This window comes from Spirillospora sp. NPDC046719 (assembly GCF_040645715.1).
GTDB lineage: Bacteria > Actinomycetota > Actinomycetes > Streptosporangiales > Streptosporangiaceae > Spirillospora.
The window spans coordinates 1-15032 of sequence record NZ_JBEYYT010000226.1 but is presented as its reverse complement, the minus strand read 5'-3'; the positions used below and the strand labels follow the sequence as shown (position 1 = coordinate 15032).

General features: G+C 75.5%; 13 protein-coding genes. 7 read left to right on the top strand and 6 right to left on the bottom strand.

Annotated features, from left to right (window positions below; translation table 11 throughout):
- Both ABZ914_RS31175 and ABZ914_RS31170 read right to left on the bottom strand, forming a co-directional pair.
- The coding region (locus ABZ914_RS31175; RefSeq protein ID WP_500197577.1) for a glycerol-3-phosphate dehydrogenase/oxidase at positions 1 to 1541 on the bottom strand (1541 nt) is incomplete at its 3' end.
- Positions 1538 to 2146 (bottom strand): TetR/AcrR family transcriptional regulator, encoded by a 609-nt coding sequence (locus ABZ914_RS31170; protein ID WP_500197576.1) that lies wholly within the window; start codon positions 2144 to 2146, stop codon positions 1538 to 1540. The genes ABZ914_RS31170 and ABZ914_RS31175, both read right to left, overlap by 4 nt.
- A gap of 165 nt (positions 2147 to 2311) precedes the next feature.
- Here ABZ914_RS31170 and ABZ914_RS31165 point away from each other — a divergent pair, with 165 nt between their 5' ends.
- From ABZ914_RS31165 to ABZ914_RS31140, 6 genes are all read left to right on the top strand, one after another.
- Positions 2312 to 3901, top strand: a complete 1590-nt coding sequence (locus ABZ914_RS31165; protein WP_500197574.1) for an FAD-binding oxidoreductase — start codon at positions 2312 to 2314, stop codon at positions 3899 to 3901.
- Positions 3902 to 3906: 5 nt separating this feature from the next.
- Positions 3907 to 4797 (top strand): diacylglycerol/lipid kinase family protein, encoded by an 891-nt coding sequence (locus ABZ914_RS31160; protein WP_387023805.1) that lies wholly within the window; start codon positions 3907 to 3909, stop codon positions 4795 to 4797.
- A gap of 402 nt (positions 4798 to 5199) precedes the next feature.
- Complete coding sequence (locus ABZ914_RS31155) at positions 5200 to 5598, top strand: YccF domain-containing protein (RefSeq protein ID WP_500197573.1); 399 nt, start codon at positions 5200 to 5202, stop codon at positions 5596 to 5598.
- A 107-nt stretch (positions 5599 to 5705) separates the two neighbouring features.
- Complete coding sequence (locus tag ABZ914_RS31150) at positions 5706 to 7220, top strand: metallophosphoesterase family protein (protein ID WP_500197572.1); 1515 nt, start codon at positions 5706 to 5708, stop codon at positions 7218 to 7220.
- Positions 7221 to 7385: 165 nt separating this feature from the next.
- Positions 7386 to 7907 carry a DUF4234 domain-containing protein gene (locus tag ABZ914_RS31145; protein ID WP_500197571.1) on the top strand — a complete coding sequence of 174 codons (522 nt, stop codon included), beginning with the start codon at positions 7386 to 7388 and terminating at the stop codon, positions 7905 to 7907.
- 116 nt (positions 7908 to 8023) lie between these two features.
- A complete protein-coding gene (locus tag ABZ914_RS31140) occupies positions 8024 to 9760 on the top strand; it encodes a bifunctional 3'-5' exonuclease/DNA polymerase (protein ID WP_500197569.1) in 1737 nt (578 codons plus the stop codon).
- On the opposite strand, the gene ABZ914_RS31135 is transcribed toward ABZ914_RS31140, so the two are convergent.
- Together ABZ914_RS31135 and ABZ914_RS31130 are read right to left on the bottom strand one after the other, a co-directional pair.
- On the bottom strand, positions 9742 to 10452 hold the full coding sequence (locus ABZ914_RS31135) for an SGNH/GDSL hydrolase family protein (protein ID WP_500197568.1): 711 nt from the start codon (positions 10450 to 10452) through the stop codon (positions 9742 to 9744). The genes ABZ914_RS31140 and ABZ914_RS31135 overlap by 19 nt on opposite strands.
- 11 nt (positions 10453 to 10463) lie before the next feature.
- The gene (locus ABZ914_RS31130; protein WP_500197567.1) at positions 10464 to 11843 is read right to left on the bottom strand and encodes an MFS transporter; all 1380 of its coding nucleotides are present in this window, start codon (positions 11841 to 11843) and stop codon (positions 10464 to 10466) included.
- Between the two features lie 111 nt (positions 11844 to 11954).
- Between ABZ914_RS31130 and ABZ914_RS31125 the strand changes: the two genes are divergently transcribed.
- Complete coding sequence (locus ABZ914_RS31125) at positions 11955 to 12578, top strand: TetR/AcrR family transcriptional regulator (protein ID WP_500197565.1); 624 nt, start codon at positions 11955 to 11957, stop codon at positions 12576 to 12578.
- A 41-nt stretch (positions 12579 to 12619) separates the two neighbouring features.
- On the opposite strand, the gene ABZ914_RS31120 is transcribed toward ABZ914_RS31125, so the two are convergent.
- Positions 12620 to 13882 carry a flavin-dependent oxidoreductase gene (locus ABZ914_RS31120; protein WP_500197563.1) on the bottom strand — a complete coding sequence of 421 codons (1263 nt, stop codon included), beginning with the start codon at positions 13880 to 13882 and terminating at the stop codon, positions 12620 to 12622.
- Positions 13883 to 13974: 92 nt separating this feature from the next.
- Complete coding sequence (locus tag ABZ914_RS31115) at positions 13975 to 14934, bottom strand: ABC transporter ATP-binding protein (protein ID WP_500197561.1); 960 nt, start codon at positions 14932 to 14934, stop codon at positions 13975 to 13977.
- Positions 14935 to 15032: the final 98 nt, after the last annotated feature.

Below are 15032 nucleotides of genomic sequence, written 5' to 3'. Positions count from 1 at the left end.
GTGCGGGTGTGGAGCGACTCCGCCGCCGGCAGGGCGGCGGCGCGGTCCGCGGCCACCAGCCCGACGCGGGTGCGCCGGTCCAGCAGGTCCCCGGCGTCCAAGGCGCCCTCGTGCAGCGCCCCCCACGCCAGCTCCACGCCGAGCACCGGCAGCCCGGGCACGACCGGCTCCAGCAGCGCCGGGTCGTCCCTCCCCAGCGCGGCCAGCAGCGGCGCCTCCGTCCCGTAGCGCTGGACGAGGCGGCGCGGCGCGTCCAGCGCGTCCAGCCGGTCCCGTGACGCCGCACCGACCAGCGGCAGCGACGCGGTGCGGCTCGGCCCCGCGGCCAGGCCGCGGCCCGCGACGGCCGCGTCCACGGCGTCCTGCGCCATCCGCCGGTACGTCGTCAGCTTCCCCCCGACGATCGTCACCACGCCGTCCCGCGAGGTCAGCACGGCGTGCCGGCGGGACAGGTCCGCGGTGGCCCCGTCGCCGCCGTCCAGCAGCGGGCGGAGCCCGGCGAACGCGCCCAGCACCTCCGCGCGCCGCACCGGCACGTCCAGCGCCGACCCGAGGATGTCCAGCAGGAAGCCGATCTCGCCGGGCGTCGGCTCCGGCACGTCGGGGATCGGGCCGTCCGCCGGCTCGTCGGTCAGCCCCACGTAGACGCGGCCGTCGCCCTGCGGGATCACCAGCATGAACCGGCTGGTCGCGCCGGGGATCGGCACGTGCATCCCGGCGGCGAGGTCGCCCAGCGCCTCCGCGCGCAGCACCAGGTGCGTCCCCCGGGACGGGCGCAGCCGCACCCCGTCCACCAGCCCGCCCGCCCAGACGCCCGCCGCGTTGACCACCGCGCGGGCCCGGACGGCGATCTCCCGGCCGGTGAGCTCGTCGCGGACGAGCGCGCCGGATCCGGTCAGCTCGACCGCCCGGCAGCGGGTCAGGATGCGGGCGCCGTGCGCGGCGGCGGTCCGCGCGATGGCCGTGACCAGGCGCGCGTCGTCGGCGAGCTGCCCGTCCCACGACAGCAGGCCGCCGCGCAGCCCGTACGGGCGCAGCGCGGGCGCGAGCCGCAGCGTCTCCACCGGCGACAGCCGGCGCGGGCCGGGCAGCACCGAGCGGGGGGTGCGGGCGGCCAGCCGGAGCGCGTCCCCGGCCAGCAGCCCCGCCCGCGACACCGCCGCCTGCGACCGCGACACCAGCGGCGTCAGCGGCAGCACGAACGGCAGGGCGCGCACCAGGTGCGGGGCGGTCCGGCACATCAGCACGCCGCGCTCGACGGCGCTCTCGTGCGCCACGTCCACCTGCCCGGACGCCAGGTAGCGCAGCCCGCCGTGGATCAGCTTGGAGCTCCACCGGGACGTGCCGAAGGCCAGGTCGTGCGCGTCGATCGCGGCGACCGACAGGCCCCGGGACGCGGCGTCCAGCGCGGCGCCGGCGCCGGTCGCGCCCAGCCCGACGACCAGGACGTCCACGACCTCGTCGGGGAGGGCGGCGAGCTCGCGCTCGCGGCGGGCGGCGGTGAGCGACGCCGAGGGCGGCGGCGCGGCGGCGGAGGTCACGGCGAGAGCATCCTCTCCAGGATGTGCCGGAGTTCGGCGTCGAAGGCGTCGGAGGGGAGCTCGGGGTCGGTCTCGTCGATCACGATCTGCGCGGACAGCCCGAAGGACTGCACGACCAGCAGCAGCGCGCGCGCCTGCCGGCCGGGGTGGTCCACGCGGACGGTCCCGTCGGCGTGCCCGGCGGCGAGCGCCTCCTCGAAGATCTCGAGGAAGGCCTGCTGGCTGGCGCCGCAGCGGTCCAGCAGGTAGGGCAGCAGCGCCTCCGGGTCGACCTCGACGATCTTGCGGAGCAGCGGGTGGTCGCGGAACATGCGGACGCCGGTGACCAGGCCGTCCACCAGCAGGGGCCGGACCGGGCGGCCGTCCTCGGCGGGCTGCACCGCGGTGCCGATCGCGGTCCACTCGCGGGTCATCAGGTCGGCCACGATCGTGCGGACGTCCGGCCAGCGGCGGTACAGCGTCATGCGGGAGACCCCGGCGCGGCGCGCGATGTCGGTCAGCGTGGTGCGGCGCACCCCGACCGCCAGCACGCAGTCGCGGGCGGCGTCCAGCACCGCGTCGTCGGCGGTCCGGGCCGCCGTCCTGTTGTGACGATTCGACGTCATGTGTCACAGTGTAAGCCCACGCGACGGGCGGACGGGAACACAGGCGGACGGAAAACGGTGCCGGGAGCGGCCCGGTGAAGGGGAGGCGCCTTGACTACCAGCACTGGGACGGCGGGCACGGAAACGGCTGGCACGGGAACGGCCGGCACCGGGCGGAGGCAGGACATGCTGTGGAGCGGCTGGGGCGACCCCGCCCAGGCCGCGCCGCTGCCGGAGCCGATGGTCGGGCTCCTGCGCGACCTGCTCGGCGTGAAGACCGGCGACGCGGCCCCCGTCGCCCTCGACGCGATCGAGGTCGCCGCCCCCAGGCTCGGCGAGGACGCCCTCGCCGCTCTCGCGGCGGCGGTCGGCGCGGAGCACGTCCGCACCGACACCGAGTCCCGCGTCCGGCACACCCGCGGCAAGTCGACCCCCGACCTGGTGCGCATCCGCGCCGGCGAGACCTCCGACGCGCCCGACGCCGTCGTGCTGCCCGGCTCCCACGACGAGGTCCTCGCGGTGCTGCGGGCCTGCGCGGAGCGGCGCGTCGCGGTCGTCCCGTTCGGCGGCGGCACCTCGGTCGTCGGCGGGCTGGCCCCCGAGGGGGTGGACGCGTTCGTCGCCCTCGACCTGCGCCGGATGGACGCCCTGGTCGCCCTCGACGAGGTGTCCCGGACGGCCGTCCTGCAGCCGGGCATGCTCGCCCTGCGGGCCGAGGAGCTCCTGGGCGAGCGCGGCTACACGCTCGGGCACTTCCCGCAGTCGTTCGAGTGGGCGACGATCGGCGGGTTCGCCGCCGCCCGCTCCAGCGGGCAGGCCTCCGCCGGGTACGGCCGGTTCGACGACATGGTCACCGGCCTCACCGTCGCCACGCCGGAGGGCACCCTGGAGCTCGGCCGGGCGCCGAAGTCGGCCGCCGGGCCGGACCTGCGCCAGCTCGTCCTCGGCTCCGAGGGCGCGTTCGGCGTGATCACCTCGGTGACCGTGCGGATCCGGCCCGTCCCGCCGGAGCGAGCGTACGAGGGCTGGCGGTTCGCGTCGTTCGCCGACGGCGCCGCCGCGCTGCGCCGCCTCGCCCAGGACGGCCCGCTCCCCGTGGTGCTGCGGCTGTCCGACGAGACCGAGACCATGATCGGGCTCGCCGACCCGGCCGCCATCGGCGACGGCTCGGCCGCCGCCGGATGCCTCGCCGTCCTCGGCTACGAGGGCACCGCCGAGGAGATCGCCGAACGCCGGGCCCGGACCGCCGCCGCGCTGCGGGAGGCGGGCGGCGAGCCGCTCGGCGCCGGACCGGGGGAGAAGTGGCGGCACGGCCGCTTCAGCGCCCCCTACCTGCGCGACGCGCTCCTCGACGTCGGCGCGTTCGCCGAGACGCTGGAGACGGCGGCGTTCTGGAGCGACGTCCCGAAGCTGTACGAGGCCGTCCGCCGCGCGCTGATCGGCACGCTGTCCGCGGCCGGCACGCCGCCGCTGGTCATGTGCCACATCTCGCACGTCTACCCGGCGGGCGCCTCGCTGTACTTCACGGTCGTCTCCGCGCAGGGCGACGATCCCGTGGCGCACTGGGACGGCGCGAAGCGGGCCGCCTCCGACGCGATCATCGACGCGGGCGGGACGATCAGCCATCATCACGGCGTGGGCACCGACCACCGCGACTGGTACGCCCGGGAGATCGGCCCGCTCGGCGCCGCGATCCTGCGGGCCGTGAAGGACCGCCTCGACCCGGCCGGGATCCTCAACCCCGGCGTCCTCGTCCCGCCGGCCGCCGGGGAGTAGCCGCCATGACCACCCCCCGCGTCTTCACCGCGATCGTCAACCCGGCCGCCGGCGGATCGGCGTCCGCGTCCTCGCTGATCCCGCTCGCCCGGCTGCTGCGCGAGGCCGGCGCGGAGGTCGCCGTCGAGTACAGCCGCGGCCTGGACCACGCGCGCACCGTCGCCCGCGACGCCGCCGAGGCCGGCCGCGTGGTGCTCGGCGTCGGCGGCGACGGCATGATCGGCTGCGTCGGCGGCGCGCTCGCCGGCACCGGCGCCGTCTTCGGCATCGTGCCCGCCGGGCGCGGCAACGACTTCGCCCGCCAGCTCGGGGTCCCGGCCGACCCGGAGCGGCTCGCCCCGCTGCTGCTGGACGGGGAGCCCCGCGCGGTCGACGCGATCGAGGCCAACGGCACCCCCGTGCTCGGCAGCGTCTACGCGGGCGTGGACGCCGTCGCCAACGCCAACGCCAACAAGACCCGGCTGCTGCGCGGGTCGGCTGCCTACTACGTCGGGGCGCTGCGCGCGATCGCCTCCTGGCGCGCGGCCGACTACCGGGTGATCGTGGACGGCGAGGAGCACCGCCGCGAGGGCTACACCGTCGTCGCCGCGAACTCCGGCTACTACGGGTTCGGCAAGCACGTCGCGCCGGACGCCCGCGTGGACGACGGCCTGCTCGACGTGGTGCTCGTCCGCAACGCCTCCCGGCTGCTGTTCTTCGCGGTGATGCGGGAGCTGGAGGCCGGCACGCACGTCCGGCGGCCCCAGGTGGAGGTGCTGCGCGGCCGCGAGGTGCGGATCGAGCTGGCCGGGCCGCCCGGCCGGACGCTGCCGTACGGCGCGGACGGGGAGCTGCCGGGCGTGCTCCCGGTGACCGCGAAGGTGATGCCGGGGGCGCTCCGCGTCCTCGCCCCGTAGACGCGCGCGCCCTCGCCCCGTAGAACGGCGATTCCGGGCCCGCCGAAAGGGCGTCCCACCTGCGCGGACGCCTGATCCACGGTTTTTGGACCCTCGTTTGGGGCGGTTTACACACCCATTACGGCCCTCCGTATAGCGTCAATTACGTCCCGCTTTCGGGACCTTGGGGTCGTCTGTGGAGGCATCATGAGAAGGCGATCGCTCGCCGTTCTGGGGGGACTCATGATGGCCGCAGGCGCCCTCCGCGTGGTGGCGCCGGCGTCTCTGGGGGTGGCGCCGGCGCCCACCACGGTCCGGTTCCGGCTCGGTCCGGTTCGCCCGGTGCCGATCCGGAGCCTCACCGCCGGACGCGCCCCGGCGCGCCCCGTTCCCGCGCGGACGGCCCGAGCCTAGGCTGAGCCGGTGCGCACCCTCCTCAATCTGATCTGGCTCGTGTTCTCGGGCCTCTGGCTGGCGATCGGGTACGCGATCGCCGGCGTCATCTGCTGCGTGCTCATCATCACGATCCCCTTCGGCATCGCCGCGTTCCGGATCGCGATGTACACGCTCTGGCCCTTCGGCTACACCGTGGCGCGCCGCCGCGACGCCGGCGCGGGCTCGGCGATCGGGAACGTCATCTGGGTGATCGTGGCGGGCTGGTGGCTCGCCCTCGGCCACCTGTTCACCGGGATCGCGCTCTGCGTCACGATCATCGGCATCCCGTTCGGCATCGCCAACTTCAAGCTGATCCCGATCTCGCTGCTGCCCCTCGGCCGCGAGATCGTCCCGTCCGGCGACCCCCGCTCCTTCGGCGCCGCCTGAACGACCCGCCCGAGCGACACGCCGTCCCTCCACGGCGATGTCGCTTGACGCCCCAGATCGCCTCCGGACAGGCTGGGAGCCCCCCTCACCCCCGCCGGAGGCCCCCCTTGTGCGCCGAGCAAGCCGCCGCCCCCGAGAACTCCCGCGCGTCCGAGGCGGGCGCCGGCTGGGTGTGCCGCACGCCGGGCACGTTCCGCGATCTGCTGCCCGAGCACGTCCCCGACTTCTCCTGGCGCCGCCCGAAGGTGCTGTGGCGGTCCCGCAACGACGTGGTCGCGCGGCTGTTCGGCGACCCGTCCAACGCGATCCGCCGCCGGGCCGTGGCCGCCCTCCGGGAACGCGGGACCCCCGCGGCGTTCACCGTCCACCGCCCGGAAGAGGAGTTCTCCTTCGCCCTCCTGGGCGACACGGGCGAGGGCGACCGGTCGCAGTACGCCGTGGTGCCGCCGCTGCTGCACGCCACCGCGGGCACCGACTTCATGGTGGTCGCGAGCGACGTCATCTACCCCACCGGCGACGCGGGCGACTACCCCGAGAAGTTCTACCGCCCCTACCGGGACTACCCCGCGCCCATCTACGCCGTCCCGGGCAACCACGACTGGTACGACGGGCTCCGCGGGTTCCTGCACGTGTTCTGCGGCCTGGACGCGGACTGCTCGCCCCACTGGAGGGGGCCGCTGTCGTTCATCCCGCGCCTGTTCTGGCGGCACTCGGGGAAGGTCGACCGGCGTGCGCTCTCGGAGGCCCGATCCCTGTACCGCGGCGCGCCGGACCAGCAGGCCGTCCAGCCCGGACCGTACTGGGCGATCGACACGCCGTCGCTGCGCATCATCGGCATCGACACCGGGATCACCGGCGGCATCGACCGCGAGCAGGGCGAATGGCTGCGCGGGGTCTCCGCGGGCCCCAAACCGAAGATGCTGGTCACGGGCAAGCCGCTGTACGTGGACGACGAGCACCACCCCGGGCCCATCGAGGGCGGCGGGACGGTCGACGAGATCGTCCGCGACCCGGCGCACAACTACGTGCTCGCGGTCGGCGGCGACATCCACAACTACCAGCGCTACCCGGTGAAGGTGGACGCGACCGGGCGCGTCATCCAGTACGTCGTGTCGGGCGGCGGCGGGGCGTTCATGCACGCGACGCACACGATCCCGCGCGCCGGGGTGGTGGAGGAGAAGGACTTCCGCTGCTACCCGCTGCGGGGCGACTCGCTGTCGCGCTACAGCCAACTGTACGGGCGGTGGACCCGGATGCCGGGGCTGTTCGACCTCACCCCGGAGGAGGCCACCGCCGTCATCCGGTCGCGGGTGGGGATCGAGCCGGGACGCGCCTACGACGGGCTCCAGCCGTCCCGCCGCGCCCGGTTCGTCGCGTTCGTCCTGGGCGTTCCGCGGGGCGCCCGGCGGCGTCCCCGCTTCCTGCGGCTGCCGGTGCGGCGGATGCCGCAGCGGTTCCGCTCGGAGATGGCCGACTGGGACAGCCCGCCGTTCTTCAAGAGCTTCCTGCGGCTGGACGTGACCGCGTCGGAGCTCCGCGTCCGCTGCTACGCCGCGACCGGCTGCGGCGACCAGGAGGCGGCGCCGCCGGTCGAGGACGAGGTGACGATCCCGCTCCGGTGAGGCGGGAGTGACGGGGGGATTGGAGAATCCGCCAGAAATGTCGACAAAATACGTCGATTTGCCGCGCGACGTGCCGTAATGCCGTTACAGTCTCAGCTCACCGACCAGGTGACCGGTAACGGACGGTCGGCCGGAGAACGACCGCGTCCCCAGGAGAGCGACTCGATGAGTTACCCCCAGCAGGGTCAGGGCCAGCCTTACCAGCAGCAGCAACAGCAGCAGGGCTACCAGGGCGGCTACTCGCCCGCCCCGGCACAGCAACAGCAGCAGCAGGCCGTCGCGCGCGGCGCCGGCTACAACATGAAGCGCCGCAACCCCGTCGGCGCCTGGCTCGGACTGCCGATGATCACGCTCGGCGTCTACGGGCTCGTCTGGATGTTCAAGGTCCACAGCGAGCTGCACAACTACGACCGCCGCATCGACGACGCCGCCACCGGCGCGCTGCTGTCGATGATCTTCGGCTTCGTCACCCTCGGCATCTGGCCGCTCGTCGTGTGGTGCAAGCTCGGCGGGCGCATCGCCCAGGCGCAGCGCGCCGCGGGCCTGCCCGCGACCTGCAGCGGAGGCATGGGCTTCCTGCTCGGCATCCTCGGCTTCGGTGTCCTGTACTACCAGCTCCAGCTCAACAAGGTCGTCGACCGCTACGGCGAGACCCCGGCGGGCCAGCAGGTCTCCCTGGTCGCCTGACCTGACCCGCTCCAACCCCGCAAGGGGGCCCCGGCCCTGGCCTCCTGGAACGGCTCCGAACCCCCTCCGCCCCACGCGGAGGGGGTTCTGTCGTACCCGGGGGCGAGAATGGGCGGGTGAGGATCGCGGTGGCCGCCGGGGCGGGGGACGGGGGCGAACTGCGGCCGCTGGACGAGGACGGCTCGCCCGCCGGGCCCGCGTACGCCGTCGCCGACCTGGCCGGCGAGATCGCCGCCCGCGAGCGCGCGGACGCGCCGCGCTGGGTGTGGGCGTCCAGCGCCCGGCTGTACCCGCGGCTGCTGCGGGCCGGCGTCCGGGTCGCGCGCTGCCACGACCTCGAACTCGTCGAGAACCTGCTGCTGGGGCACGCCGGCCGCTACGGTGAGCCGCGCTCGGTGCGGGCGGCGTGGGCGCGGCTGCACGGGCTGCCCGTTCCGCCCGACCCGCCGCCGTCGCAGGAGGTGCCGGCGCACGCCGCGCAGGCGTCGCTGTTCGGCGACGATGACGACGGCGAGCGGGCAGCGCCGTCCGACGACCTCGGGCAGGTCGTCGAGGTGCACGCCGCGCAGCAGCGCGCCGTCGCCGGGCTGGACGGGTTCGCGCTGCTCGCCGCCGCCGAGTCCGCGGGCTCGCTGGTGGCCGCAGAGCTGGGCCACGACGGGCTGCCCTGGTCGGCCGCCGAGCACGACGCGCTGCTCACCGAGCTGCTCGGCCCGCGCCCGTCCGGCGGGCTGCGCCCGCGCCGGCTGCAGGAGCTCGCCGACCGGATCGGCGCCGCGTTCGGCCCGCGCACGCACGTCAACCCCGACTCCCCGGCGCAGATCCTCAAGGCGTTCGCGGCGGCGGGCCTGCCGATCCCGTCCACCCGCGCGCACGTGCTGAAGCGCGTCGACCATCCGGCCGTCCCGCTGCTGCTGGAGTACAAGGAGCTCGCGCGCCTGCACGCCGCGCACGGCTGGGCGTGGCTCGACACGTGGGTGCGCGGCGGGCGGTTCCGCCCCGAGTACGTGGTGGGCGGCGTGGTGTCCGGGCGGTGGGCGACCAACGGCGGGGGCGCGCTGCAGATCCCGCGCGTGCTGCGCAGGGCCGTCGTCGCCGACCCCGGCTGGTGCCTGGTGGTGGCGGACGCGGCGCAGCTGGAACCGCGCGTCCTCGCGGCCCTGGCGGGCGACCGCGCGTTCGCCGACGCGGCCGCCCACGGCGACCTCTACGAGGCGCTGTCCGACGCGTTCCGGTCGGACGAGGCGACGGGCGGGCTGTCCGCGCGCGCGAAGGCCAAGCTCGCGCTGCTGTCGGCGATGTACGGCGGCGGGACGGGCGAGGCCGTGCAGCTGCTCGGCGTGCTGAAGAGCCGGTTCCCCGACGCGTTCGAGTACGTCGAGGCCGCCGCCCGCGCGGGGGAGCGGGGGCGGCTCGTCCGGTCGCTGCTCGGCCGGACGTGCCCGCCGCCGTCGGCGGGCTGGCGCGAGCTGTCGCTGGCCGCCGACGACGAGGGCGACCCGGCCGACCCGGCCGCGGCGGCGGAGGGGGCGCGGCGTCCGGCGACGGCCGCGCAGGCGCTGCGCAGCCGGGGCCGCTTCACCCGCAACTTCGTCGTGCAGGCGACGGCGGCCGACTGGGCCCTCGCCCTGCTCGGCTCGCTGCGCCGCCGCCTCACCGCGCTCGGCCCGCCCCGCCTGGTGTTCTTCCAGCACGACGAGGTCATCGTGCACGCGCCGGCGGAGCTCGCGGACGCCGTGACCGACGCCGTCCGCGCCTCCGCCGAGGAGGCGCGGCGGCTGCTGTTCGGCGCGACGCCCGTCGCCTTCCCGATGGAGATCGCGGTGGTGGACCGCTACGCCGACGCCAAGTGAGCGGCGAGCGCGCGGACCGTGTTCGCGGCGGCGAACGCGTGCCCCCGGGCGTTGAGGTGGAGCCGGTCGGTGCTGTAGATGCCGGGGTCGGCCGCGACGGGGTGGCCGGGCGGGTTGTCGACGTGGCAGGCGCCGTGCTCGGCGGCGACCTCGGCGGCCAGCTCGTTCAGCCGCCGCGTGCGCGCCGACAGCACCTCCCGGAAGCGGGCCGGGCCGAGTCCCGCGGCGGTGATGTCCAGCAGCCCGATCGTGGCGACGTCCGCGCCGGCGGACCGGAACGCGCGGACCATCGCGGCCAGCTCGCGCCGCACCTCGTCCTCGTCGAAGTGCGGGCGGAGCATGTCGTTGCCGCCCGCCACCACGAACGCCAGGTCGGGCCCGAACTCCAGGGCGGGCCCGAGCTGCTCGGCGGCGACCCGCGCCGCGACGAGGTCGGGGGGGGCGTGGGTGTGGGCGGTGTTGCCGTCCGCCCCCGCGCCCAGGGCCTCCGCGTCGCGGGGGGGGCCGGGCAGGGGGCGGGGTCCGGGCACCGGTTCGCGGACGCCCTCGGCGACGCTGTCGCCGACCGTCACCATCCTCTTCCACGGTGCGTCGGCCAGCAGCGCGGCGGCCTCGGCGGCGGTCAGCACGGCGGGGTCGGTCCACTCGGTCAGGGGCTCCGCGGCCGTGCTCGCGGGCGTCGTCTCGGTCATGTCGTCTCCCATCAGGACGTGCTCGGGCGGACGGTCAGGAACGCCCCCGCGAGGCCGGCGCCCGCGGCGGCGAGGGTGCAGAACAGGTAGACCGCGGTGTAGTCGCCGTGCACCGCGCGGTCCGGCAGCATCGCGGCGAGCGCCGCGATGCCGAGCGCGCCGCCGAGCTGGCGGGCGGTGGTGTTGAGGCCGGTCGCGCCCGCGAACCGCTGCGGGCCGGCCGACAGCGCGGCGGCGGACGCGGTGCCGGTGGTGACCATCCCCATGCCCGTCCCGGCCAGCAGGCCGAGCGGCATCCAGAAGGTGAGGAAGTGCGGCTCGGCCGGCAGCCCGGCGACCGCCCAGATCCCCGCGGCCACCATGATCAGGGCGCCGCCCGACACGGCGGGACGGACGCCGATGCGGCCGGTGAGGCGGCCCATCGCGACCGCCGCGGCGGTGGCGGTGAACGCGCCGGGCGTCGAGGCGAGCCCGGCCTTGAGGATCGAGTAGTGCCACTCGCCGGTCAGGTAGAGGACGCCGAGCAGCAGCCAGGAGTACAGCGCCGTCCCGTACAGGAACGAGGCGGCGTTGGCGAGGGCGAACCCGCGGGCGCGCCACATCCCGATCTCCAGGGCGGGCACCGGGTGCCGGGCCGACCGCCACAGCGCCAGGGCGGCGAGGGCGGCGCCGCCGAGCAGCAGCGCGAGCGTGCGGGCGTCGGTCCAGGACCAGTCGCCGGCCTGGGTGACGCCGAGCGCGATGCCGCCGACGCCGGCGCCGAGCAGGACCGTCCCGGCGAGGTCGGGCAGCCGCCCGGCGGTGCCCGCGGTGCGCGGCAGCCGCAGCCCGCCGAGCAGCATCACCAGGCCGAACGGGACGTTGATGACGAACAGCGCCCGCCAGCCGAACTGATCCACGAGGACCCCGCCGAGGCCGGGGCCGACGGCGGCGGCGAACGCGCCCGCCGCGCTCCACAGCCCGATGGCGCCCGCGCGCCGCGCGACGGGGGTGTCGTGGAGCAGCAGGGCGAGCGACGCCGGGATCATCGCGGCCGCGGCGGCGCCCTGCACCCCGCGGGTCGCGAGCAGGACGGGCACGTTCGGCGCGGCGGCGCAGGCCAGGGACGCGAGCGTGAACAGCCCGGTGCCCCACAGGTAGAGCGAGCGGCGGCCGACGAGGTCGGCGAGGCGGCCGGCGGGGGCGAGCAGCGCCGCGAACAGCACCGCGTAGAGGGTGACGATCCAGGTCAGGCCGGACAGCGAGGCGTCCGGGAAGTCGGCGTGCAGATCGGGGACGGCGAGGTTGGCGACGGTGGCGTCGAGCATGGCCAGGAACGTCGCGCCGGCGGCGAGCCAGGGCACGTCCCGCCGCGCGGCCGTCGTGAGGGGCGGCGCCGTGGTGGCGGTCATGGAAGGTCCTCCAGAAAAGAACGAACGGTCGTACACTCTTCTCTGGACAAGCCTCCCGTCAAGGGGTTTACCGGATTGACTTTGCGCGAACGGTCGTGCAGATTAAGAGGCGTGAGCACTGACGGACGCGTCCTCAAGGGCGAGCGGACGCGCGCGGTCATCCTCGGCCGCGCCGCCGACATCGCCTCGGCCGAGGGCCTGGAGGGACTGTCGATCGGCCGGCTCGCCACCGAGCTGCGGATCAGCAAGAGCGGCGTCTTCACGCACTTCGGCTCGAAGGAGGAGCTGCAGCTCGCGACCGTCGCCAAGGCCGTCGAGGTGTTCCGCGAGCACGTCGTGGAGCCCGCCCTCGTCGTCCCCGAGGGGCTCGGGCGGGTCCGCGCGCTCCTGGACGCCTGGCAGCGCTACCAGCGGCAGCCCGTCTTCCCGGGCGGCTGCTTCTTCCACTCCACGATGGCCGAGTTCGACGCCAGGCCAGGCCGCGTCCGCGACGCCATCGCCTCGTCCCAGCGCGACTGGCGGGCCTTCCTGGAGCGCTGCCTGCGCGAGGCGCGGGACCGGGGCGACATCGACGCGTCCGCCGACGTGCCGCAGCTCGCCTTCGAGCTGGACGCCGTCTGCCGCACCGGCGCCGCCCACGCGCTGCTCCACGACGACCCGTCGCTGTACGACCGCGCCACCCGCGCCGCCGACACTCTGCTGGCCGCCGTGACCTCCGGCGGCCCCGGGCACTGACCCCGGGGCCCCACCGGCTCAGGCGTCGCCTACGCAGCGGATCAGCGGACGACGGTGTACGACGGGCGGCCGTTGAGCGCCTCTGCGTCGACGAACGACGTCTTGCGGTAGGCGCCGGTGATCTTGGTCAGCTCCTCCGCGGTCAGGACGTCCTCGATCGCGTCGAAGCCGTCCGGCGCGCGCTCGCTCACCATCCGCAGGATCCGCTCCGCCGGCATGTCGCGGCAGGCCAGGACGACCGTGTTGGCCGCCTCGCGGCGCTCCCGCTCGTAGCCGAGCAGGCCCTCGCCCGGGTCGGCGGCGCGGGCCAGCTCGTAGGCCAGCACCCGCGCGTCCAGGACGGCCTGGGAGCCGCCGTTGGAGCCGATCGGGTACATCGGGTGCGCCGCGTCGCCGAGCAGCGTGACGCGGCCGAACGTCCAGCGGTCCAGCGGCTCCCGGTCCACCATCGGGTACTCCAGGATCTCCTCGGAGCCCTTGATCAGCGCCGGGACGTCCAGCCAGTCGAACGTCCAGTCCTCGAAGTGGGGAAGGACGTCCTCGAGCCGGCCCGTCCGGTTCCAGTCGGCGGTCCGGTCGAGCCGGTCGTCGGCGAGCTTGACCTCCGCCACCCAGTTCAGCAGCGCCCGCCCGCGCCGCTCGGCCCGCATCGAGATCGGGTACACGACCATCTTGGAGGTGGCGTTGCTGCCCGCGACGGCCAGCGTCCGGCCGGTGAGGAACGGCTCGCCCTCGGTGACGCCGCGCCACATCCGGATGCCGTTCCACAGCGGCGCGGGCTCGTCCGGGTACAGGTGCGCGCGGACCGTCGAGTGCAGCCCGTCCGCACCGATCAGCACGTCCGCCTCCACGGTCTCGGCGGTGCCGGACGCCCGGTCGAGCAGGCGCGCCCGGACCCGCCCGCCCTCCTGCTCGAAGTGTTCGAGCGCCGTGCCGGTGCGGACGGCGTCCTTGCCGAGCCGGGTCAGCACCGCGTCGAGCAGCGCCATCTGCAGCTCGCCGCGGTGGATGGAGTACTGCGGCCAGTCGTAGCCGAGCGCGCGGCCACGCGGGTCGCCCCAGATCCGCCCGCCGAACCGGTCGAAGTGCACCATCTCGGAGGTCGGGATGCCGATCTCGGCGAGGTCGTCGCCGAGGCCGAGCTCGGTCAGCTCGCGGACCGCGTGCGGCAGCAGGTTGATGCCGACGCCGAGCGGCCGCAGCCGCCGCACCGAGTCGACGACGAGCGCCTCGATCCCGGCCTCGTGCAGGCTCAGCGCGGTGGTCAGCCCGCCGATCCCCGCCCCCACGATGAGTACGCGCATGAATCGCCCTTCGTATTTCCCGGAGCGGGGGCCGGAGGTGCGGGCCCCCGCTCCGCTCTCGTTTCACGGCCGCTCGTGGCGGCGCTCGTTCGTCAGGCCGGGTCGGCCTTGCCCCTGGTCTTGCCCGCCGGCTTCCTCTCGGACGCGGTCCCGGAACCCGCCTTCGCCGGAGCCTCGTCCTTGGCCGCGGCGTCCTCGTTCTTCGCCAGGGCGTCCGTCTTGGCCGGGGCGTCCGTCTTGGCCGGGCCCTCCTTCTCGGCCGGGGCGTCCACCGCGTCCGCGGGCGCGGCGCCCGGCACCTTGGCGCCGCCGCGGACCAGCCGTCCGACCTCGGCGCGCAGCCGGACGAACTCGGGCAGCCCGCGGGTCTCGATCTGGTCCCGGGACGCGGGCAGGCCGACCGGGATGTCGGCGTGCACGCGGGCCGGCGACCGGTTCAGCACGACCACCCGGTCACCGACGTAGACGCTCTCGTCGATGTCGTGGGTGACCAGCAGGATCGTCATCTTCCCGGTGCGGTGCACGCCGAGCACGAGGTCTTCGAGGTCCTCGCGGGTCTGCGCGTCCACCGACCCGAACGGCTCGTCCATCAGCAGCAGCGACGGCCGGTAGGCCAGGGCGCGGGCGATCGACACCCGCTGCTGCATGCCGCCGGACAGCTGCCAGGGGTACTTGCGGCCCGCGTCGGGCAGGCCGACCGACTCCAGCGCCTCCTGCGCGGCGGCGCGGCGCGCGGCGCGTCCCATGCCGCGCCTCCGCAGCGGCAGCGCGACGTTGTCGCGGACGGTCAGCCAGGGGAACAGCGAGCGGCTGTAGTCCTGGAACACGACGGCGAGGTCGTCGGGCACGCCGCTGATCGGCGCGCCGTTCAGGGTGAGGGTGCCGGCGGTCGGCGCGATCAGTCCCGCGATGCAGCGCAGCAGCGTGGACTTGCCGCAGCCGGACGGGCCGACGATGCTGAGCAGCTCGCCGTCGGGGACGGTGAGGTCCAGCCCGTCGATGGCCTTGTGCCCGTCGGCGTAGGAGTGCGATAGGCCGGTTATCTGGAGCATCGCGGCCGCCTTTTCTGTGTGGTGACTTCCGGCATGCGGGCCGCCGGCGGGGTCGCCGCCCGCGGCCGGGGGGGGGTGGGGGGGGGCGTCCCCCGTTC